Annotated in this window: 22 protein-coding genes; 10 read left to right on the forward strand and 12 right to left on the reverse strand. The window is 67.8% G+C overall.

The window, feature by feature from the left end; all coding sequences use genetic code 11:
- Positions 1-12 precede the first annotated feature (12 nt).
- Together ACFPZJ_RS37925 and ACFPZJ_RS37930 are read right to left on the reverse strand one after the other, a co-directional pair.
- The gene (locus tag ACFPZJ_RS37925) at positions 13-168 is read right to left on the reverse strand and encodes a hypothetical protein (protein ID WP_381031376.1); all 156 of its coding nucleotides are present in this window, start codon (positions 166-168) and stop codon (positions 13-15) included.
- Positions 169-750: 582 nt separating this feature from the next.
- The gene (locus tag ACFPZJ_RS37930; protein ID WP_381031377.1) at positions 751-1,068 is read right to left on the reverse strand and encodes a hypothetical protein; all 318 of its coding nucleotides are present in this window, start codon (positions 1,066-1,068) and stop codon (positions 751-753) included.
- A gap of 209 nt (positions 1,069-1,277) precedes the next feature.
- Here ACFPZJ_RS37930 and ACFPZJ_RS37935 point away from each other — a divergent pair, with 209 nt between their 5' ends.
- On the forward strand, positions 1,278-1,628 hold the full coding sequence (locus tag ACFPZJ_RS37935; protein WP_381031379.1) for a hypothetical protein: 351 nt from the start codon (positions 1,278-1,280) through the stop codon (positions 1,626-1,628).
- A 312-nt stretch (positions 1,629-1,940) separates the two neighbouring features.
- Here the strand turns inward: ACFPZJ_RS37935 and ACFPZJ_RS37940 are convergent, their stop codons facing one another.
- Both ACFPZJ_RS37940 and ACFPZJ_RS37945 read right to left on the reverse strand, forming a co-directional pair.
- Positions 1,941-2,522 carry a hypothetical protein gene (locus ACFPZJ_RS37940; protein WP_381031381.1) on the reverse strand — a complete coding sequence of 194 codons (582 nt, stop codon included), beginning with the start codon at positions 2,520-2,522 and terminating at the stop codon, positions 1,941-1,943.
- A gap of 173 nt (positions 2,523-2,695) precedes the next feature.
- The gene (locus tag ACFPZJ_RS37945; RefSeq protein ID WP_381031383.1) at positions 2,696-5,044 is read right to left on the reverse strand and encodes an SEL1-like repeat protein; all 2,349 of its coding nucleotides are present in this window, start codon (positions 5,042-5,044) and stop codon (positions 2,696-2,698) included.
- A gap of 76 nt (positions 5,045-5,120) precedes the next feature.
- Here ACFPZJ_RS37945 and ACFPZJ_RS37950 point away from each other — a divergent pair, with 76 nt between their 5' ends.
- On the forward strand, positions 5,121-5,318 hold the full coding sequence (locus ACFPZJ_RS37950; RefSeq protein WP_381031385.1) for a hypothetical protein: 198 nt from the start codon (positions 5,121-5,123) through the stop codon (positions 5,316-5,318).
- A gap of 168 nt (positions 5,319-5,486) precedes the next feature.
- On the opposite strand, the gene ACFPZJ_RS37955 is transcribed toward ACFPZJ_RS37950, so the two are convergent.
- The 3 genes from ACFPZJ_RS37955 to ACFPZJ_RS37965 all read right to left on the reverse strand — a co-directional run bounded on the left by ACFPZJ_RS37955 (position 5,487) and on the right by ACFPZJ_RS37965 (position 7,377).
- Positions 5,487-5,786: a hypothetical protein gene (locus tag ACFPZJ_RS37955; protein WP_381031387.1), complete on the reverse strand. Its 300-nt coding sequence runs from the start codon at positions 5,784-5,786 to the stop codon at positions 5,487-5,489.
- Between the two features lie 234 nt (positions 5,787-6,020).
- Positions 6,021-6,710, reverse strand: coding sequence for a hypothetical protein (locus tag ACFPZJ_RS37960; protein WP_381031388.1), 690 nt, complete (start codon positions 6,708-6,710; stop codon positions 6,021-6,023).
- Positions 6,676-7,377: a hypothetical protein gene (locus ACFPZJ_RS37965; protein WP_381031390.1), complete on the reverse strand. Its 702-nt coding sequence runs from the start codon at positions 7,375-7,377 to the stop codon at positions 6,676-6,678. Before ACFPZJ_RS37965 ends, ACFPZJ_RS37960 begins: the two co-directional genes overlap by 35 nt.
- Before the next feature lie 116 nt (positions 7,378-7,493).
- Between ACFPZJ_RS37965 and ACFPZJ_RS37970 the strand changes: the two genes are divergently transcribed.
- Both ACFPZJ_RS37970 and ACFPZJ_RS37975 read left to right on the forward strand, forming a co-directional pair.
- Positions 7,494-7,757 carry a hypothetical protein gene (locus ACFPZJ_RS37970; RefSeq protein ID WP_381031392.1) on the forward strand — a complete coding sequence of 88 codons (264 nt, stop codon included), beginning with the start codon at positions 7,494-7,496 and terminating at the stop codon, positions 7,755-7,757.
- The gene (locus ACFPZJ_RS37975; RefSeq protein WP_381031393.1) at positions 7,754-8,191 is read left to right on the forward strand and encodes a hypothetical protein; all 438 of its coding nucleotides are present in this window, start codon (positions 7,754-7,756) and stop codon (positions 8,189-8,191) included. The genes ACFPZJ_RS37970 and ACFPZJ_RS37975 overlap by 4 nt, the downstream gene beginning before the upstream one ends.
- 619 nt (positions 8,192-8,810) lie before the next feature.
- Here ACFPZJ_RS37975 and ACFPZJ_RS37980 read toward each other — a convergent pair.
- Genes ACFPZJ_RS37980 through ACFPZJ_RS37990 form a run of 3 tightly spaced genes read right to left on the reverse strand, consistent with a single transcriptional unit; the run spans position 8,811 to position 10,396 of the window.
- Positions 8,811-9,113: a hypothetical protein gene (locus tag ACFPZJ_RS37980; RefSeq protein WP_381031395.1), complete on the reverse strand. Its 303-nt coding sequence runs from the start codon at positions 9,111-9,113 to the stop codon at positions 8,811-8,813.
- A gap of 33 nt (positions 9,114-9,146) precedes the next feature.
- Complete coding sequence (locus tag ACFPZJ_RS37985) at positions 9,147-10,109, reverse strand: hypothetical protein (protein ID WP_381031396.1); 963 nt, start codon at positions 10,107-10,109, stop codon at positions 9,147-9,149.
- Positions 10,106-10,396: a hypothetical protein gene (locus tag ACFPZJ_RS37990; protein ID WP_381031398.1), complete on the reverse strand. Its 291-nt coding sequence runs from the start codon at positions 10,394-10,396 to the stop codon at positions 10,106-10,108. Before ACFPZJ_RS37990 ends, ACFPZJ_RS37985 begins: the two co-directional genes overlap by 4 nt.
- A gap of 751 nt (positions 10,397-11,147) precedes the next feature.
- Here ACFPZJ_RS37990 and ACFPZJ_RS37995 point away from each other — a divergent pair.
- From ACFPZJ_RS37995 to ACFPZJ_RS38020, 6 genes are all read left to right on the forward strand, one after another.
- Positions 11,148-12,023: a DnaB-like helicase C-terminal domain-containing protein gene (locus tag ACFPZJ_RS37995; RefSeq protein WP_381031400.1), complete on the forward strand. Its 876-nt coding sequence runs from the start codon at positions 11,148-11,150 to the stop codon at positions 12,021-12,023.
- Between the two features lie 487 nt (positions 12,024-12,510).
- Complete coding sequence (locus ACFPZJ_RS38000) at positions 12,511-13,215, forward strand: hypothetical protein (protein ID WP_381031402.1); 705 nt, start codon at positions 12,511-12,513, stop codon at positions 13,213-13,215.
- Positions 13,212-15,221, forward strand: a complete 2,010-nt coding sequence (locus ACFPZJ_RS38005; protein ID WP_381031404.1) for a hypothetical protein — start codon at positions 13,212-13,214, stop codon at positions 15,219-15,221. Before ACFPZJ_RS38000 ends, ACFPZJ_RS38005 begins: the two co-directional genes overlap by 4 nt.
- A gap of 41 nt (positions 15,222-15,262) precedes the next feature.
- The gene (locus ACFPZJ_RS38010) at positions 15,263-16,297 is read left to right on the forward strand and encodes a hypothetical protein (RefSeq protein WP_381031406.1); all 1,035 of its coding nucleotides are present in this window, start codon (positions 15,263-15,265) and stop codon (positions 16,295-16,297) included.
- A 104-nt stretch (positions 16,298-16,401) separates the two neighbouring features.
- Positions 16,402-17,352, forward strand: a complete 951-nt coding sequence (locus ACFPZJ_RS38015) for a hypothetical protein (RefSeq protein WP_381031408.1) — start codon at positions 16,402-16,404, stop codon at positions 17,350-17,352.
- A 96-nt stretch (positions 17,353-17,448) separates the two neighbouring features.
- Positions 17,449-18,609, forward strand: coding sequence for a cytochrome P450 family protein (locus tag ACFPZJ_RS38020; protein ID WP_381031410.1), 1,161 nt, complete (start codon positions 17,449-17,451; stop codon positions 18,607-18,609).
- 104 nt (positions 18,610-18,713) lie between these two features.
- Here the strand turns inward: ACFPZJ_RS38020 and ACFPZJ_RS38025 are convergent, their stop codons facing one another.
- Entirely contained in the window at positions 18,714-19,436 is a 723-nt protein-coding gene (locus ACFPZJ_RS38025) for a hypothetical protein (RefSeq protein ID WP_381031412.1), read from the reverse strand.
- A 39-nt stretch (positions 19,437-19,475) separates the two neighbouring features.
- Complete coding sequence (locus ACFPZJ_RS38030; protein WP_381031414.1) at positions 19,476-20,096, reverse strand: hypothetical protein; 621 nt, start codon at positions 20,094-20,096, stop codon at positions 19,476-19,478.
- Between the last annotated feature and the right edge of the window lie 328 nt (positions 20,097-20,424).

Consider the following 20,424-nt stretch of genomic DNA (forward strand, 5'->3'; position numbering starts at 1 on the left):
GAGAGCAGTAGGTCACGTCGGGCGGTTGCTTCCGTCGGGCGCTTCATACTGCTCGCAGGCCCGATCGAGGCACTCCCACGGACCGACGGGCACCTCGATGGGGACGTGCTGGCTGGAGTCGAAGTCGTCCTCGTACATCGAGGGGTCGTCGTGTTGGTTGTGCGGCACGGTCAGCGCCTGGACGCTACGTTGCACCGTGGGTCAGAGATAGGACACCGGGGCCGATTAGGCGGCAGCGGGCAAGGGAAGTGTCCTCTTCTCGTTCATCACTCTGCGTATTCACTAGCCGAGGGATGTGTCCCAACCACAGGCTCTTGGTCTTTGGAGGAGATACGCCCGAAGGGCGCCCCCGCGGGGGCGCCCTTCGGGCGTATCTCCTCCAAAGACCTGAAGGACACCGTGCCGGGCAGCAGCTGCCACTTGGAGGTGCCGTCCTCGGCCACCGTCAGCAGCACCCCCGCGTACCCGTAGAGCCTGCCCGACAGCGTGAGCAAGATCTTCCCGCCCGGCCGGGCCTGGGCGGCACCGCGCGGAACGTCGTTGCGGGACGGGCGGCGGCCGATGATCAGGCCGGACCGGCGGAGTATGCCCCCGGACGCAGCGCACGGGGGGACGCGGCGTCCAGGGGACTGCTGCTCAACATACCGCGCCAACTGGCCTTGCACATATCGGGGAATCGGATCGCGGGTCGGGGCGGGGCAAACCCGGTCTGGGCGCAGAGCGGGACGCTGCGAAGACGAGGATGCCAGGTCAGCTGGCCGCCGCCGTGTGCAGCGGGTGCGGATCCTGGCCGAGTCCGTCGGGCTGCGGGACATGTTCGGCCCACAGAATCCGTAGGCGCATGGGTGGATGGGTGCGCACGCTTCGGGCCGTCACCCAGATCCGGGGCAGGAGGGAGCGGGCGCGCTCTCGCTCGAGGTCCTCGCGCCACATGTCGGCCACCGCGGTCCGGCCGCAGGCGCGGACGGCCGCGAGGTCGCAGGCGAGTTCGCCCCACCAGAAGAACAGGGTGTTCAGCATCCAGGCGGCCGCTGCGGTCATGACGAAGGCGGGCTGATGGCGCTCCACGAAAATCCCCAACCCTGCTCGGGGGTGACCCATACCTGCTCGATGTGTCTCCCCACTCATACGGCATCTGACCTGGGACGGGACGTCACTCAACTACTACCGAAGGGACTGGCAGAGCCTTGGCGCCACCTCGACCAACCATCTAGCAAACTCTAAGAAATAACCCTAGAAGCCTAGGATGATTCTTAGATTCCTGTAGGGTTGCGTGTGTGAACCCACTCGAGGATGACCTGAAGCAGGTGAGGATTGAGCTGGCCGCGGCCGAGCTCGAATCTCAGCGGCTCGAAGCTCAAATCGCGGCCCTGCGGGCCAAGGAGGCGACGCTGGAGGGGCTGATCGTCAAGGCCCCGGAGCTGAACATCCAAGGGATGACGAAGGCGGAAGCCATCGTTGCTGCCCTCGCCCAGTCCTCAGAACCCATGACGCTGGGGCAGATCGCGGACGCCGTGACTGCGGCGGGTTCGATCCTCAAGCCAGACGGCGCCTCCGTGTATCTCGATGGGCTCCTGAAGATGGGGAAGGTTGTGCGAGTAAAACGCGGCCTCTATCGAGCCGCATAGTCGACGTTGCCCTTTCCCCGGCAGCCGAAGCCTTCGTCGCAGCGGGCGGCAACGTACGTCGGGCCCGGGCCGGACGCCACACTGGAGAGGCTGTCCGATGCCACCCGTCCAGGAGCGGGGCGAGCCGTCCAGGATGGGCGACCCCCTTCGCAGTGGGCGCCGCAGTCGTCCGTGACGGCTCGACCCGGCCCGCACCTCCATTAGCGGGCGCCGGCCGAGGACCAGGCACGACGCTCGCTGAAGCTCCCCACATCTTTGAATAGCGGAGCGAGTGAGGTGAGGAGCATCCTCGGCCGATTTCAAGAATCGCCATCAGGGCAAAGGCAGGAAGCCGGCGGCCAGGCCGGCTGTCGCCACGGCGGTGGACTCGGCGGCGATGCGCTTGCCGGTGTCGCGGCGCTGGAGGTGGGCGAGCTCGTGCTCCAGAACCGCGGGAAGGTGGGTGGTGTGACGGGGGTGGAGCCACCGCATGCCGAGCCAGACGTGTCCCCGGCGGCCGTGGCCGGTGGAGCGGGCGTCGGCCCAGCTGCCGGTCTCGTCGAAGGTGGCCAGGCTGACCTTCTCCAATCCGCGCTCGGTGGTGGTGCGCCGTACGTGTTCGGTGGTCTGCCGCATCCTGGCCGCGAGGTGGCGGTACGTGTCGCCCTCGGAGGGGCGGGGCCTACGGCCCGCGTGGGGCTGCCAGGTCAGTGCCTGGGCCGCTGCCCCCATGGAGACTGCCGACTTCTGCCGGGCGCGGCCCTGTGCCGCCCACAGTCCGCCGGCCGCCGCCGCGACGCCGACGGCGATCCCGGCCGCCGGTCCGCGCAGCTGCGTCATGACGGCCTCGGTGATGATCGCCGTTGCCACCACGGCCTGCCCGGCGTGACGTTGCAGCATGTCCCCCAGTGTCATGGTGATCACCGTAGTCGGCGGACGCGGCCGTCCCGGCAGGGCCCGGTTCCGCTCCCCTTTCACCGCGGCAGCGCACCTCTGCGTCTCATGGGGGCACCGACGAAATACGCCTGCGGGCGGTGACGAAATGACTGGCGCTGCAGCCTGTCGCCCAGAGTGGTGAGGGAAAGCGTCTATTGCCAAGGGGCGGTCGGTGTGCCGTCCGGATCCAGCCCATGGGGCCACATCCTCGCAAGCGTCTGTCCCAGCGGCCGGCGTGTAACGCAATCAAAGTCGGCGCCAACGTCACAAACTAGTCGCAATAGGGCCTCCGTACCCTGCCGGTCCTCAGCCTCCTCCAGCATCATTGCCAGCGAGCCCAACGTGGCGGAGTCGCCGGCCTCGGCGGCCTGTTGTGCAAGGGCCTCAACACCTTCTCGGTCCCCAGCCTTCACTCGCAACGCGACCGGCCAAAACCGGGTGCTGGTGGCACCGGCGTAGTCCGCGGCCAACCGGGCGAGGGTCTCGTCTGGCAACCACACCCGCCGGGCGTCACCGGCCTCGGCGGCTACCCGGGCAAGGGCCTTGGCGCCCTCCTGATCCCCAGCCTCCTCACGCCTCCCTATCAGCCGATTTAAGGCATCGATGTCACGGTCAAGGGGCAGCAGAACGTTGGCTCTCTCCCAGTCCCAGTCCGCATCCCGCATCACGGCCAGCACGCACAAGGCGGGGGATTCGCCGGCGTCGACAGCCCGCAGCAACAGTGCCTCGGCACCTCCCCGGTCTTCATCCGCAATCCGCCGCGCGATCAGCCGATATAGGGCAAAGATGACACCGGCGTCGGCGGCCCGCAGCAAAAGTGCCTCGGCACCTTCCTCGTCGCCAGTCTCCTCCCGGATCTCAGCCAGCCGGAACAAGATCCCGGGGCTCCCGGCGTCGGCGGCCCGTTGGGCAAGGGACTCGGCACCTTGCCGGTCCCCGGCCTTCTCTCGCATTGCGGCCAACTGGTAGAGAGCGTCGGGGTTCCCAGCATCGGCAGCCCGCTGATGGAGGTGGTGTGCCCATTGAAGACGGTGCCTATGACGGGCTGCTTCGGCGAGATTGCCTAGATCGTCGGGGCTAGTGAGGTGAGTGTGGGCGGCGTACCAGAAGGACGCGGGCGGGCACTGCCTACGGCGGAGGGCGCGGCCATGCTGTTCGAGGTAGTCGGCAAGCCGGAAGACCGGCCCCGCCAACGTCGATGCCAGCGCGTCGGTCGATGGCGGGTTACCGGGTGGGTGGCGCGGGGGACGCTGACGGACGCGGTGAAGGGGGGCCTGCTTGCCGTGGGCCGGGTGTGCGAGTTCGGCGTAGGCCGCCTCCGCCCAGTCCTCGCTGAGCTGCTGGTAGTCGGCCTCGGTCAGGTAGTCGAGTGCTGCGTCGGTCAGGAAAGCCTGAGGGAGGTACGGTCCGGCTCCCAGGCGCCGGGCATCCATCGCTGCTTCGAGAACCGCCTTGGCGCCGGGAGAACCGTCTTCGTACCGCCGAAGGAGTTCGGGTGCCCCGGCCAGGTCCTGAGCCACACGGCCGTGGCCGTAAGCACGGGACAGGGCATCGGCCAACAGAGCGTCGCCTGCCTTCGCCAGCGCTCTTGCGGCGACCAGGGCCGACTTGTCGAAGGTGTCCGGGACTGGGACGCGCCGTCCGCTGAGCAGTTCGCGGGCGCGGCTGTGGAGGTCCGCTTGGCTCGGCAAGGGAAGGGCCATGTAGCGGTCGGCGTGCCCCGGCCACAGCGTCCCCAGGACCAGGACGGGGGCCCGCTCCGGCGTGATGAGCAAGTCATGCAGGGCGGCCGCGATGCGCTCCCCGTACATGGAATCGCCGATGTAATGCTGGGCCTCATTCAGCCACACCACCGTTCGCGGTGTGACCCGGTGCAAATCCTCCAGCGCGGCTTCGGCCCGACCGGGCTGGAAGGGATGCCACAGCCTCCAACCCAGGGCGGCCAGCGGCTGGACGGCCTCCCAGCACGCCCGGGTCTTGCCCGTCGAGGACGTACCGACCAGCACCAGCATCCGACTGCGCCCCAAGGTCACACCCCGCACGGCATCGGCCAGCACCCGATCGTGCTGCCGCGGCACGTACCCCGGAAGCACCCGCTGCTCCCGCACCCCCGCGGCTGGCCCGGCGGGATGCACCTCCAGGTCGTGCGGATCCCAAGCGGACAACGGCCGGCCAGGGCCTCTCTCCCTTCCCGCCGCCGGACTCGCGGGTGTGGCAGCGCAGCGCCGGAGTGTCAGCAGTTCCTCCACCGGCAGCTTTAGCACCGTCGCCAGCGCCGACACCGTCTCCGACGACGGCACAGGGCCCTCCGCGCGCAACGCCTCGTAAACGATGGTGCGCGAAAGCTGCGCCTTCGTGGCCAGTTGCGTCTTGCTCAGCCGCGAGAGGGCCAAGCCGTCATCGAGTTGGCGCCGCAACTCCGCTAGCGCCTGCTCGGGCGTCGCCTGGTGGCCCCGCACCCTTACCCCCCGACGTGAGTGTCCGACGATGTTCATCTTCATCCGGTTCGGACCCCGGCGTACATCGAATCGACGACAACGATCAGGTCAACAACATGCCCGCCTACGGGAGTCTGCCGTGACTATCGCCGTCGTCCTCCTCTCCACAGGGCTCGTGGTGGCCCTGGCGGCGCTGGCCGCCATCGCGGCCGGGATCCTTGCCCGCATGGACGGAGCCACCCTCCCCGTCGCCACCCGGACCGCTGCCGCCGTGTTCGCCGCAGCCTTGACCCTCGCTTGCGCCATCACCGCGGCTCTCGCCTCCATACTCCGCTGATCCGACCACAGCCAGACACGAACAGACCGCACAGACTGATGCCGCGAGGTACATGTGCGACGGGAAACATCACACCACAACGCGGGAAGGCCCCTTCACCTAGAGAAAGTGTCCCCAGGACAGCGCAATCCGTCGGTGTCCCTCATGGCAGGCCGCGGCGACCGTCGGCTACGGCGTCATTCGGGCAAGTCCGTGGACGAACTGCACCGTCTCGGGCTTCAGGCCCTTGGCCTCCGCTTCACGGGAGATTTGGCGTGCAGCCGTCACCGCCGCTTGCCGGGGCAGGAGACAGGTGTTGAAGGGGCTGTAGGCCGACAGAAGGGCGGTGCCGAAGTCGTGTGCTGCGCGGGACAGCTGGGAGTGGTTGTCCGGCAGGGCGGCGGCGAAGTCGAGTTCGCGGGCCTTGTCTGCGATCGTCCGCTGCTCCGCGCGCACGGACTGCGCGGCCTGCCAGGCGAAGTAGGCCACGCGACGGCAGCCGACATCACCCCGGCTGCTCCCATGGTCAGTTCGTCAATGCCCATGTCGAGCCACCACAGAAGGCACGGTGTCAGGGCGAGAGCGAGCGGGCCAGGCGAGCGCCGACCACCACACCGCGACGGTCAGCCGGCGGCGCGCGGCACCCGCCGTCAGGGGCAGCGCAGGGGCCTCTTCGTCCGTCATGAGGATCATCATGTCCTCTGGGTTCGACACAGCCAGCCGTCAGGTGCTGGGGGCCTCGGCTGATCCGATGCCGGAGGCGAGAAGAGTGAAGATCCGCTCGTCGCCCCGGACCTCGTCCAGGATCGGCGCCCAGAGGCTCCTGCGCGCATCGCCGAGGTGGCTCGTGAGGGTGCAGAGCTCGACGAGGTAGCCGGGCATGGCACGGCCCCAGCACTGGTCGTTGTCGTTCCACTCCGTGAGGACTTGTTCCAGCTCCGGCAGGGACAGGAAGCCGGCGCAGGGGAGGACGGCCTTCTCCGCGACTTCCTGCCCGCGGTCGAAGGAGCCCACGTCCTTGAGGAGCGCCGGGAGAAACGGTGTGAAGTACGGGTCGGGGCGCTGCTCGATGATGTCGGCGCGGGGGATGTACCAGAGGTTGGAGAACGCTTCGGTGAGCGCGGGCAGCGTTGCGCGGAGCTCGGGGTGGGCGACCAGGGCCAGGGCCTTGGCCTCGGCGGTGGTGATGTCTTTGTACGGCGCCCGGTTCCCGATCGTCTCGATCTTCGTGTTCAGGAGGTTGCGCACGGGGGTGCCCAGGGAGGCCCAGAAGGCGGGGAGGTCGCCGAGCCTGCCGAGTGCCTGAAGTTGGACGGCGGGTTCGGCCGTCTCTAGGCGGGCCATCTGCTTGGCGACGGCCTTCTTAACGAGGTCGGCGTCACGTGCGGCGAAGCTGCGCAGGCACTTGGCCATCCGGTCCGCGAACTTCTCCGGCTTGATCTTGATCGCAGGGTCTTCGATCGCGAGGACGGCGAATGGCCGCGGCCTCGACGACCTTGGCTCTGGCACTGGGGCGGACGCGGTCGAAGAAGGTGTGGGTGAGGTACTCGGTGTCGTAGACGAAGCCGGGGTCCACGACGTGTTTGAGGAAGCTGTCGACGATCTTGCGGCCTTGGCTCGGAGGATGGATGAGCACGGCTTCCAGCGCGGCCGCGAGGTGGGCGCGGGCGTACTCCATCGTCGGCTCGTAGAGCTCGCCCAGGGGACGGATGGACGGGTGCGCACACAGGTGGCGGTCGTCGCGGATCCGCTCCAGTTGCTTGCGCTGGGTGAAGTCGATCAGTTCGAGCTTCTCCGCCGTGTCGAGCAGCGTCTTCTCCAGGGCGAGCATGATCGGAATCGCTTCGGACTCCGCACTGCCCTGCGCTCGCTCCACATCGGCGACAAGGTCCTTCGCGTGGCTCTCGCCCTCTTCGTGGAGGATCTGGGCCTTGGCGATGAGGTCGGCGCAGATAGCTGTCCACGTCAGGACGATCGCACCGCGGGCCGAGCCGGACACGTAACAGCGGTATGCCTCGCTGACGAGAGGACGCAGGTCCGGATTGAACACGCGGTTCACGCGCTCTTCAAGGTCGATCATGTTGCCCCTCCCGGCACGCCCGTCCCACTTGCCCCCGGAATGATCCCACCTTCCGCTCCGGAGCCGACCTCGCCATTTGCTATGTACTGGTACCAGCACATAGCTACAGCGCTGGTATGGGAAAGCAGACGAACATCCGCCTGGACGAAGACGTCAAAGCAGCCGCCGAGGACCGGGCCAAGCGCCGGGGCCTGAGCTTGCAGGGGTACGTGGCTGACCTGATCGAGGCCGACGTGAACCAGTCCCGCGCGGCCTTCATGGCCGGTGCCTCATCATTCCTGGCCGCGTACAAGGACGTGTTCGATGCGGAAGTCGGCGAGGATCGGTACCCCGGCCTCCCGGACGCCCCGGCGGACACGGCACCGAGGGACGCCGCGTGAACCTCCGCATCGACCTCGCGTGGATCCTGGCAGTGGCGCAGCAGATTCCGGGAGATCCCCAGGTCGTCGACTACGGCGTCCCGGTCGCGGCGGAAGCACGTCACCGGGCGGAGATCCTTGACCACGAGGTCTACCCCAAGCCCCATCACAAGGCCGCGGCGCTCCTGTGCGAGCTGGCGAGAAACCCGAGCCTGGAGATGCGAAACCTGCTGTTCGCGGCCACGGTGACCGCGGCCTACCTTTCGGCGTGCGGGATGCCGGTGAGCCCTGGCCTGGACACCGTTCTCCCCTTGGCCCGCGCGGCCCGGGACGGGCTCCCGGTGCGGGAGAGGCCGCTCAGATCAAGACCACGAGCTGATCGAGCAGGCTCTTCCCGCGCTCCGTGCTGGGTCAGCATTCCAGGTCGTCAACGAGCGTCGGCCGGCCATCCGTAGCGGTGAGGCGTGCTGTCAGACCCAGCAGGGCCATCACGGCGACGGAGCCCAGCAGGATGGCCAGCCACCCCGCTGTCCACCGAAGTGATGCGATGGCCGGATCACGAGGGGCCTGAGGAGCAGCATGACGACGACCGCCCCCGACATGAGAAACCAGAAGCACTTGACGGTCACCGCTCCGCTGTGGTGTCCGCTTCGTACTCAGCGCGGACGGCGCGGGTTGCGACGGGGAAGTCAGGGTGGCTCTTCCACTGGTCGGCCATGGTCATGAGCGCGTCGAGAAGACGGCGGGCCTCATCGGTGTTGCCCGCCTGGACCGCAGTGGCGTACCCCTGGCTGAGCTCGTGGGCGTCGCGCCAGGACTGGACGTACGCGTCGTGGCCCTCCGGGTGGTGTTCGTCCCGAAGACCGTCCTGTCGGTCGCGAGCGAACTGTTAGACGCCTACACCGGCCTGCAAATCCACCGTTCTTCTCCTCACCGAGCGCCGCGAGCGTTCCGTGCCTTGCCCATTCTCCTCTACGCCTCGCACCGCACCTTCCAACCGCCAGCCGACGTAACCGGTTTTCGCTGCCAGCAGTGGCTGGCAGCGGCCGCGTTGGCCGAACGGAGCCCGACGAGTCACTCCTGGCCGGCCGTGGTACGGGCCTGGTCGGCGATCGCCTCTGCGGCACCGAGGGCTTCCAGCGCGGAGGCGGCATTCTTCGGGTCTCCGATGCTTGCGGACGCTCGCGCAAGCAGGTGCACAACGCGTCGGTAGGGGTCAGCCTCGGATGGTTGCAGAACCGGTTGCAGGCGCTCTTGCGCGGTGCCGAGGAGGGTGTACCAGTCGTCGTCGTGGCCATCGGGCCAAACGCCGCACAGCGGGCCGATCCAGCGGTCGAAGTGGCCGGAGAGCTGGGAGTGGGTGGCGTCGCGGAGCATGGTCACCCTTCGGGGCATGGGGGCAGGAACTGTTCACCAGCGCCGTAGGTCTTTGCGCAGCTGTTCGTACCAGCCGCGGCGATACCTGTCGGCGTCCGATGGCTCGGGGCCGAGGGCGACGACCTGGTCGGTGATGTCGTAGGTCAGGCGGTACAGCAGCACGCGGGTGGCGGTCTCCAGCCACTGGTCCGTTGCTCGGGCGGGCGGTGCTGCTCCGAGGACGGTGACGAACCAGGCCGGCAGTAGTGAGCGGCTGCTGATGGCGTCGGTCAGGCGGCTGCGCAAAGCCATCGTGAGGCGCTTTTCAGCGCGGTCGCCGGCCGACATCGTCGGCTGTTTGTCTGCGCGGGTCGAGGCGTCGTCCGCCAGGGCGTTCGCGGCCTCCTCGGCGTGAGGGGCCTGCCGGGCAAGGTCCTGGCGCAGTCTTGCCTCGTCAGCGATTGCCGTGCGGAGCCGACCCGCGGCTTCGGAATGTTCGGTGGTGCCGTAGCGGCTGGAGGTGAAGGCGCCGACGGCGTCGACGACTGATGCGAGCGCTGTCCGGTGCCTGTCGGCTGTTTCCCGGTGGTGCCGGACACGCACCTGGTAGGTATGGCGGTCATGGTCGCCGAGGAGCAGGCTACGGGCGTTCCAGCCCTGTTCCATGGTGCGGGCGAGGGCGCGCTGGTCTGCAGTGAAGGTATCCAGGTCCGCAGCGGGCACTCCCCCGGACACCTTGAGCTGGCCGTCGAGCAGCCGCACGTGCTGCGTGAGGCGTTTGATGGCCTGCTCTGTGTCTGTGATGCGGGCGCCCAGTTCCTCGTCAACCTTGTCGATCTTGTCGTCGCACTCGGATATGTCGCTGCGGATGTCGCGCAGCTCGTAGTCGAGGTCCTCGGTGTAGCCGAACTTGCTCTTCAGGCTCTGGTGTTCGGTGTCGAGGTCGTCGACTCGATAGTCGAGATCGCGGAGGCGGCGTTCGGTATCCCGGAGGCGGCGGTCGAGATCCTCGGTCACTTCTTCGCCCCCTGTTGCGGAGAATCGGCAGAGGCCCCGCCGATCAAAGCCCAGCCGATGAGGACCGCGATGATCCACCAGGCGGACAGCACTCCCAGGGCCACAAGGATCACGAGGAGGCACAGGGCGTGCAGAGCGAGAGCGATGCCGCGTTGTTGCTTGTGCTGCTGGATGGTCACCTTGATCGTCCAGCCCAGCAGGGTGGCCAGCAGGTGGGGGATGAGCAGCAGAAGCCACCAGGCCGTACGGTCGAAGGCGAGGACGACGGTGATGAGCGCGAGGGCCACTGCGGTCTGCCCTCGCCACGACCAGCGCACGATCTTCGCGCTCCGCAGCCGCTGCGGCTCGGCCAGCCGGGTCGGCAGCGTCTGCTCGAACGCGAGGAGATCCTGTGCGCGTTTGCACCATTGCGGTGTACTGGCTGTCGAACTCCGCGTCGTCGGGGTTGAGTTCCTTGACGCGGGCGTGCTGAGCGGTCAGGTCTGTGTTCATGGTCCGGTGCTGCTCGTGTAGTTCGCGTTCCGTCGCGGCCACCGACTCCCCCTCATTCTCCAGCGCGGTATCCCCCCACTCATGCCGTGATCATGTGTGGTCACGCGGCAGACCGAGTATCGCGCTCGCTGGTTCATGGCGTTGGGTGTTGGGCCAGGCTGGCGTGATCTTTGTCCTGAAGGGCTGGTGACGTGCTGTTTGCGGCTGTCAGCGGTCGCTTGCTGGCCCAGCCGTCGGCAGACGGCTGCTGGTCACGGTGGACGGTGGAGCACCCGGGGCCGAGGCGGCCGCGACCGCCTCGGCCCCGGGTGGCAGAGCGGGGTAAACGCCTCGTCTTCCCCTTCTCAAGCACCGGCATGAGATCCGCGGGATCCGATATCGTCGCCCACGGTGCTGGACACGCACGCACCCAGACCGCCGCGGCCGCTCCCACGCAGCGCCGCCACATCAGGTCAAAGGTCCGCCGGACACGGATACCGGCATCCCGAAGGGGACGAGGGCCCGTGCAGCGAGCCGTTGGCAGACCTCGGCACGCTGCGTGGGCGTGTGCCGGAAAGCGACGATCTCATGAGCCGGAAAACCAACGGCGGCCTCAGCGGCCGCGCCAAACGACTGGCCAAGCAAGCCGGTATCCCCCACACCGCAGCTCTCACCTCTCTGCGCACTCCCCGCGCCGCCGATCGCACGCCGCGGCGCCGCGCGGCGGCCACTGGCCTGCCGGGACTCGACCAATTGCTCGGCCCGCTGAAGCCAGGCACGCTCACCCTGCTGGCCGGCCGGACCATGGCCGGGTCAACCGCCCTGCTGCTGACCATCGCCCGCCACAACGCGCGATCCGGGCTCTCCGTGATGTTGGCAGAGTTGCAAAGCACCCAAACGGAGACAGGACGGATGCTGCTCGCCGCCGAGGCCAGTCAGGATCTCGGACCCACCGCAGCCCACCCCGCCGACCCCGCGCGGCTCGCCGCCGTGGCAACCCGGCTCCGGCGCCTCCCCTTGCGGCTCACCGTCCCCGGCGCGGACGCCCTCGGACGACTGAGCGCCGAAGCGATCCGCAGTCGCGCGGGTCTGCTTCTCCTTGACGACCTGGGCCTTGCCTCCGACTTCCAACAGCCCGCCCCGCCAGGCGCCGTTGCCGGCGCTCTCGCGCGTCTCGCCCGCGACCTGGCCGTCCCCGTCATCGCCACCGCGCATCTGGGACCCCCGCGCGGCCTCACGCCTGATCCCGCAGACTTGCGCGACCCACATGCTCTGCAGCACGCCGACCGCGTCGTCCTCCTCGACCGCCCCGCCCGCCTGGACCCGCCCGTCGGCCAACCCGATCTGGTTGACCTCCACGTCACCGGTGCCGACGGTGCATCCCTCGGCCGCACGAGCGTCCGTTTCGAACCCGAGTCCCACCGGATGACCGCCGCCAGCTGATCCAGACGCTTCATCCGCAACAAACATCCGTCTCGCCGCGTGCCCACGCGCACCCTTCGGGGAGCGCGCGCCGACCGTAAGGGGTCACGCGGCGGGCAGCACGGGATGCCCGGCGACGTTCACGGCCCCGAACGTGCTCGCCGCTGTGGTCGAGCCGGAAGCACGGCGCGGAGACCGCGCGGTCAATCTGAAGGCACCGGCGGGAGGGTTCCCAGCTGCAGCAGAGGCAAGGCGGAGCGCCGCCATTTGAGGTGCTGGTACACGTTCGAGTGATCGTGCTTGTCCCAGCCCCAGCCTCACGGTAGACGTCAGTGCGTGCCGGACCCTGGGCGCCGCTGGGATCGGTTTCGTGTGCGAGAGGACGGTCTGCGGCCGAGAAAGGGCGCGGGCGACGGTGAATTCCGTTTCCGACGTCTGGTCTGCCGGGCCGTCCACCTGCCAGGATGACACCTGGTGACGGAGCGGACAGCTGGTGTGAAGGAGCACGATGGTCGCACCCTTAGCGGTACGCAAGGCAAGCCGCTGGCAGGACTCCGTCCGGCTGCTGCTGCTGATCGACGCGGCCGCCAAGTCGCCGGCCGAGGACGAGAATGTGCCCGCGTCAACGGTGGGCGCGGTCCACACGCAGGTTCGCCTGCAGAAGCTGGATTTCTGGGTGCGCTACCCGGACTATCTGGCCTTTGAGCTCATGAACGAGTACGAGGCGGCGCCGGAGGAGGCGGGACTGCTCAGCCTCGCCTCGGACATCCTGGACTCGGAAGAGCCGGACCTGAGGCGCTTTCCGATGCTGCGTCATAAATTCGGTGCCTTCGAGGAGCTGGATGACGCCCTGGCGCCGCTCGTCGAGCGCGGACTGATCCGCAAAACGCAGATCCTCGGGCGGACCGGCCAGAACCGCGTCGTCGAGCACGTCTACTTCCTCCTTGAACGCGGCCGTGAGGTGGCCCGGTCGCTGTTGCGGGACGCCCCGGCGCTGGAGTGGTACGTCAAGCGCACCCAGTTGGTCGTGGCATTGGTCGACGGGCTGGGTGGTACGCAGATCAAGGACCGGCAGTATCTGTTGAGCGAATACGCCGACACCCCGTGGAGGCAGTACTTCGCGCCCATCACCGAGCAGGCCCGCGCACGGTTGCGCCAGCTGAAGGCTGCCGCCCAGATGCCGGTGAGCGACGTCAACCAGGAGGCCTCGTGACCGCGTCGTCCGACACCACCATCGCGGAGGTCGCCGATGTCCCGGGGGCCGGCGACATTCTGCAGAGCGTCGCCGCGAAGCTGGGACTGACCGCGGAGCAGGTGGAACGGTCGCTCGCGGAGGCCAACATCACCCTGAAGAATCCGGCAGCAGCCGACCGCCGGCTGCGGATGCTGCGCCTTCGGGCCCAGGGAGTGAAGCACTCAGGCGAGCCCTTCAGCGTGAAGCGGGACTTCTCGGCCGGCGTGTGGGCGATCGTCCACCCCGACAACAGCGCTGGGAAGACGAGCCTGCTGGAGTTTTTGGTCTGGCCGCTTCGTGGAGAACCTCGCGACCTGCCTTTGGACGTCCGCTCCTGGGTACGGCATCTGAGCATGGATGTCGTGGTGGCCGGACGCCCCATCCGGATCGTCCTGGACATCGATCCCGGCGCCCATCCCTCGCTGACCGGGCGGATCCTCACCGCCGACACCATGGAACAACTGCTGGCCGCCGACGACGGCGGGGACGGGCTGCGGCTGGTGGAGCAGGCTTCCGGGACCGACGAGGTGGGGCGCAGCATCGGCGCTTTCTTCCTCGACGCGCTGCGGATGGGGCACACCAGCCTGTGGCAGGCCAGCGGCGGCGCCGACGGCGAAGGCGCACCCCAGGTCCACGGGTGGGCCTCGTACTTCGGAGCGTGCTACCTCAACCCGGGGGGCGACGAAATCCTCCTCGGCGACGTCAACGCCGTGGGCCTGTCCGCCCGGCTCATGGAGCTCTTCGTCGACATCCCCTACAGCACCGTCCTCACCCAGCTGTCGGTCGCCGACAAGCGCGAGCGCAAGACCCTCGCGCAAGGAAAGCGCCGTGCGGAAGGAGACGCCGACGCCCGCAAGGCCGAGCGAACCGCGTGGCAGGAGCAACTGGATCAGCTTTCCCAGCAGATCGCCGAACTTCGGGACGCGGCGAGCCGGGATGTGTCCCCCCTGCTCCAAGCCGCCGACCAGGCCGCAGCAAGGCTTCGGGACACGCAGAGTGTGCTCCACGAGGCCGAACAGAGCCTGACCGACATGAACACGGCGCGGGTGCGCGCCGACCAGGCGCTGCTGGACGCCCGTGAGACCTGGCAGGCGCGGCGGGTGCTGGGCCGACTCGATCCGGTGTGCTGTCCGCGATGCGAGGAGCCTCTCGATCGTGACCGCCGCCAGCAGGAGCGCGAGGACGCCTCCTGTGCCGTGTGCACCCGGCCGCTGCCCGAGGTCGACGAAGAAACCGCCGAAGTGCTGCTGCAGGACTTGGAGCAGCAGCCCGAGAGCGCGCGGGAGGCGGAAGTCGCGGCGAGTCGTCAGCGCGATGCTGCGGCGGCCGCGGTGAACGCCGCGCTCGCCGAGCAGCAGGCGTCCGCGGCCGCGCTGCACGAAGCGCTGGCGACGTCGCAAAACCATGAGCGGCTTCGCCAGCTGGAGCTTCAGGCAGCTGGCTTGGAAGGACGCCTCGCCGCCACCGGCTCCGGGCCCGACGAGCCGCCCGTTCCCGTGTCCGCCCAGGTCCTGGAGGCCGTGACCGAGGCCGTACGAGAGGCCGTCGACGCGGCCGCCAAGCGGCTCTTCCCGACGATGAATACCCAGATCGTTGAGCTGGCGACCCGGTTCGGGGTGCAGAACCTCGACAGCGTCCGCCTCGACCGCTCCGGCCGGGTCAACGCCGTCAAGGCCGGGGTGAAGACCCCGTTCAAACGCCTCAGCCGCGGTGACCGGCTGCGCATGCGGATCGCCACGGTCATCGCGCTGCTGCGTGTCGGCGCCGACCGCGGCGTGGCCGCCCACCCCGGTCTGCTGCTGATTGACTCCGTCGCCGCCGAAGAGGTCACCGAAGTACCGGCCCGAACCCTGATCGCCGAGCTGCAGGCCATCACCAAGGACCTCCCCGACCTGCAGGTCGTGCTGACCACCGCCCAGCCCGAACTCCTCGACGATCTGCCTGCCGACCACCTCATCACCCGCGATAGTGAACACCTGTTCTAAGCTGCTCGCTTCCGGCGCGGCCCAGCAGAGAGGAGAGGACAGTGGCTCCGAGCGTGGACCAGGCCCTCCAGGAGTGGGCCAGCCGGGCGAGCGATGACGAACTGGACGCCGGACCCCGCCTGAAGGACCTCGGCGGAGCAGACGCCGTCGCGGCTGAGGCGGACACGCTGGCCGCCGGTCCCCAACTGCCCTACCTTCTCACCGCGCTGTCCCACAGCCTCGACACCATCCCGGCCGACCAGGCTGCTCCCCTTCTCGCGGCCGCGGCTCGGGGCCTGCGCCGCCCTCACTCGGCGTGGGTCCTCGCCGACGCACTCGACGTCGTTTGCACCCAGCCGGAACTGGCCGCCCGCCTGGGCAACCGAACCGTACGAGATCTGGCCACGCTCGCAGAGGACGCGCTCGCCGGCGACTGCGACGCCGCCCTCGCCCAGCCGGCGATCGCCGGCCTGCTGCGCCTGGCGGTAGCCGGAGGCTCCCCACACCGTCTGCTCGCGCTGCTCACCGACATCACCGGCACCGAACCTGCCGACGCCCTGGAACGCCTGCCGATCTTGATCGGCATCGCCCGCGACCACTTCGCCGACACCGACCCCCTCCTCGACGTCCTCAGCGCGCTGGAGAATCAGCCCGACCTAACGCCGGCAACCAGAGCCGACGCGAGCTTCGAACTTGCCATAGCCGACGAGCGAACCGCTCTGGAAGCCGCCGACCGAACCACTGCCGACGAACAACTCCGGCGAGCCCTGATGCGGTTCACCGAGCTCGACCGCACACACGAGGCACGCCTGGACGCCCGCGCCCACGCCGCCGCTATCGAAGCCGTCCTCGCCTTCGCCGACCTCGAACAGAACCCGGCGGGTGACAACAGCGCCCGGCAACGCCTCACCGACGCAGCCGAGCAGCTGGACACCACGGCCGCGCACCTCGCCGCCTGGACCGGCCGCATGCACCAGCTCGACTGGCTCAGCGCCCGCAGCCTGACCCAAAGCGCCTGGTCAAGTTCGTCACCACCCTCAACGCAGCACAGACACACCTGTACCAGCCCAGCTGGTACAGCCCCGCCGACGCCCTGAACGACCTCCTGCAGATCTACCTCGCCAGCCGCAGCATCCACACCCCCGCCAAAGACGCCCCGGGCCTCACGTCACTGATCAGCCCGACCGTGGAAGCACCGTTCGTGCGCAGCCAAGGCCTGCTGCACCAGCTCGAGCAAGCCCTCGCCCACGACCCCCAGTTCACCGACCACCCCGACGCCCAGACGCTCTACGACGCTGTACGCCAGCGGCGCCAGCAGTCGGCTGGTGAAGCGGCACGCCAGGAGGCGGTGCCGGGAAAAGCCCTGGAGGGCCGTCCCGCGCTTGCCGCGCTCTTTCAATCTGACGCCACCGGCCTGCGCGACGACCTCGACCCTCACCAGCTCGACCGGCTCGAGCAGCTCGCGCACCAACTCGCCAGGGGCTACACCCCCACCGGCAACGCCCGCGTGGACACCCACCTGGAAACCCTGCTCGACATCCTGAAGACCAGCCCGGCCTGGAAGCCGAGCGACAGCCACTACTTCACCCCCCTGCTGGAGCACTTCCTGCGTTTCCTCTACGACCGGTTCGATGCCCAGGCCAACCTCTACGGTGAGCGCACCGCCTACCTCGGGCCGGCGCGCAAGGACACCGACGGCACCGTCGTCCCCTGGAATGAGAAGAACCTCCAGGACGACTTCCACCAGCACCTCAGCCCCCTCTTCCCACCGGGCACCGTGGAGCGGGAAAAGTGGGACGTCGCCGGCGGGCGCGCCGACGTCATCTACACGCCCGAGCCGGGCAGCCGCTTCGTCGCCGAGATCAAGTGGCGCACCAAGCCGTGGAAGACCCAGCAAGCCGTCGAGCGTGACTACCTCGCCCAGGCCGCGAACTACACCGCCACCGGACCGCCGTTCGCCCTGCTCCTCGTCGGCGACGCCAGCGACCACTCCGGCGGCTACCGCGACATCGAAGACAGCATCTGGATCATCAGGCACGCCCGTAGTGCCACGGAAATCCCCCGCCTGATCGTGGCCGGCGTCCTGCCGACCGCACGTCCGACCCCGCACTCCCTGCGCCTACGGCGCTCGGCTCGGCAAGCGGGGCCGTGAAGTCACGGGCGGTCAGTTCCGGGTGGTGTTGCCCTTCGCCGGGCATGGTTGACGCGGTGGACATTCCGCGTGGTGAAGGGCCCTAGGGTGGGGCCCATGGACCCTGCGGACGACCTCATCAAAGATCCCTACCGGGTATATCAGCGCCTGCGCAGCACATCACCAGTGCATCCGATCGCCGGCCCGGACGGGACCACGGCTTGGTTGGTCACGCGCTACGACGACGTGCGTCAGGCGCTCTTGGATCCCCGGGTCTCGCTGGACAAGAGGCACTCCACGGACGGATACACAGGCTTCGCCCTGCCGCCTGCACTCGATGCCAACCTCCTCAACATGGACCCGCCCGACCACACGCGTATCCGCCGTCTGGTCAGTCGTGCCTTCACCCCGAGCAGAATCCAGCAGCTTCGTGGGCCGATACGGAAGACCGCGGACCAACTCCTCGAGGCGTTGGGCGAACACGGTCACACCGACCTGATAGCTTCCTACGCTGCGCCGCTGTCGATCACTGTGATCTGCGATCTGCTCGGCGTCCCGGATCGCCACCGCGTTGACTTCCGCGGCTGGACCAACGCACTCATCGCTCCCGACCCTGCCCACCCGGCAGCGGCCCGTGATGCCATCGCCGCGATGCTCGGCTTCTTCACCGAGCTCCTGGCGGACAAGCGCCAGCAGCCAGCGGATGACCTGCTTTCTGACCTGATCAGTGTGCGCGAGGCGGGAGACGCTCTCAGCGAGGACGAGCTCATGTCGCTCACCTTTCTCATCCTCCTCGCCGGTTTCGAGAACACCGTGCATCTGATCGGCAACGCGGCTCTAACGCTCCTCCAGCACCCAGAGCAGATGGCGCTTCTGCGCGAAGACCCCACTCGCCTGCCAGGCGCCGTTGAGGAACTCGCGCGGTTCGAAGGACCTGCGCTTCTCGCTATCAGGCGCTTCGCAACCGAGGATCTGATGCTCGGCGTTACCGTGCCAGCAGGGCAGACAGTCTTGCTGTCCCTGGCCTCGGCAAATCATGATCCTGAGCACTTCGAGAATCCGGACCGGCTCGACATCGGGCGTGATCACACTGGGCATCTTGCTCTCGGTCTCGGCATCCACTACTGCCTGGGGGCCACACTGGCCAGGACGGAGGCGGAGATTGCCCTTCAGACTCTACTCGCACGCCTCCCTGGTCTTCAGCTGGCAGACGTCGAGCCCCAGTGGCGGCCTTCGCTGCGCTCTCGCAGCTTGACTGCCCTACCTGTCAGCTACTGACCAAATCCTCTCCAAGCCGGGCCATCGGTGGGCGCTGGCATCCTCACACGCGACGTAGGCCGCACCAAAGGTGATGCGGCCTACGCAGACGTGGGAAATCCAGCTCAGCCTCCCGTGCTTTCCTTCCGTTCACGCAGCCGCTGGAGCAGCCCACCGAGCATCGGCATGGTCAGGCCGGCGAAGAGGAACAGGACAGCGAGCCCACTCAGTGCTGGGCTCACAGCCTCCTCGACGTCGAGGGACCACGGGTTGCCGAGTGTGTAGAAGACGATGTACGACCCCTTGGACATCGTGTACCCGACGCCCAAGGCGGCCGCGACAGAACACACGGCGAAGCCAGCGCCAGTCCAGGGGCGAGTAGTCCAGCTGCGAAGGGCGGTCCTGCCGCACATGAAAGCGAGCTCACCGCAGGTGATCAGAACGTAGGAGAGGTAGATGAGCAGATAGGCGGCCACGGACGGGTGGTCGACGTACGCTGTGGTGAACTCAACGTCATCGCCGTTCGTTGCGAGGAAGAGCGGAACCATGATGGCCAACTCGACAGCAGCTGCGAATATCCGCTGAAGCATGGCAGTTCGCAGGTACTCCGGGCGATAGGCCAGGTCCACCATGGTGATCTGCAGTGATGCGCACCAGAGAATGGCGCAGATGTGCGCCATTAACTTGCCTGCGTTGTCCAGGCCAGTAACTTGCTCGGCTGCTTGAGCGACCGTGGGTACCGCGAAGAAGACTCCCAGGGTGCACACACCGAACGCCACGGCGATTGACCAGGTGAACACCCGTGGGTGATGAATGGCTCTCCGAGTACAAAGCGCGGTGAGGATCACCCCTACCACGGTGCAGGAGCCGAAGATTATGCCGTCCAATTAGAGCCCTTCCAGTGCATCCGCCGCATACTGGGCGGCTTCGGTTCCGGTACGTCGTCGCCTGGCCTTCTTCGGTTTCTCAACGCTCGAACTGTCCGGCACGGGTGGCAAGCCGAGATCTTCCCGTCGTCGCTTCAAATGGGCGATGACATCTCGCATCTCGCTCTCTGGCAGGTCACTCAGCAGGGCGAGCAGGTGACGGGCAAGGGGGTTCTCGAAAGCCTCGAGCGCCTCGAGGTCGTCGTAGCTCGCATGCGGCAGCAGATAGGCCGGCGGCACGTCGCCGAGAGCTTGGCACAGCGCGAGGACGGTCTTGATGGTCGGGTTGTCCTGCTGGCCGTTTGCGAGTTTCGCAATGAGCGCGAACGACGTCGATGTGGGCGGATCTGGCAAGTCGTCGACAGCCTGTGACAATGTGCGCGAAACGTACGCTTTGCCCCTGGCATCCTTTCGGCGAGCCATGAGTGACTTCAGCTTGTGCGCAAGAGAGTGCGAGCCCTGCGCTTCGGCGGCAGCGCCTCTCAGAGACTCTCCCTCGCCACTGCTCACACCCACGTAGTGATCTCTCTCGCCATCGTTGATCTTGCTCTTGTGTACTTTAGTTGACACGCCGTCGGGCACAAGGGCAGGATCACGATATCGGCAGGCTCTCGTTTCCACCTGGTCAGAGACGCCTGCTGGACGTCCTCATGCCTGTGAGCCGGACTGGAGTCCACAGCCTCGGTCAAGAGGTCGTTGGTGCCCGAACAACCACACACGGATGGAGCCATCGTCACTTGGAGCTTCGGCGGTCCGTGGCCCCGCCGTGTGCTCCCAGCGCTAACAAGTCATCTCAATTGGCGATCAGTTCCGCCGGATTGCGCTGGCCGGACTGGTGCGGCAACGGTTGAATGCCGCCGTGGAGAACACCTGGACACCGGCCCATCAAGCGGTGGAGAACGAGGACGCA

Source organism: Streptomyces bullii, assembly GCF_042657145.1.
Taxonomy (GTDB): domain Bacteria; phylum Actinomycetota; class Actinomycetes; order Streptomycetales; family Streptomycetaceae; genus Streptomyces; species Streptomyces bullii.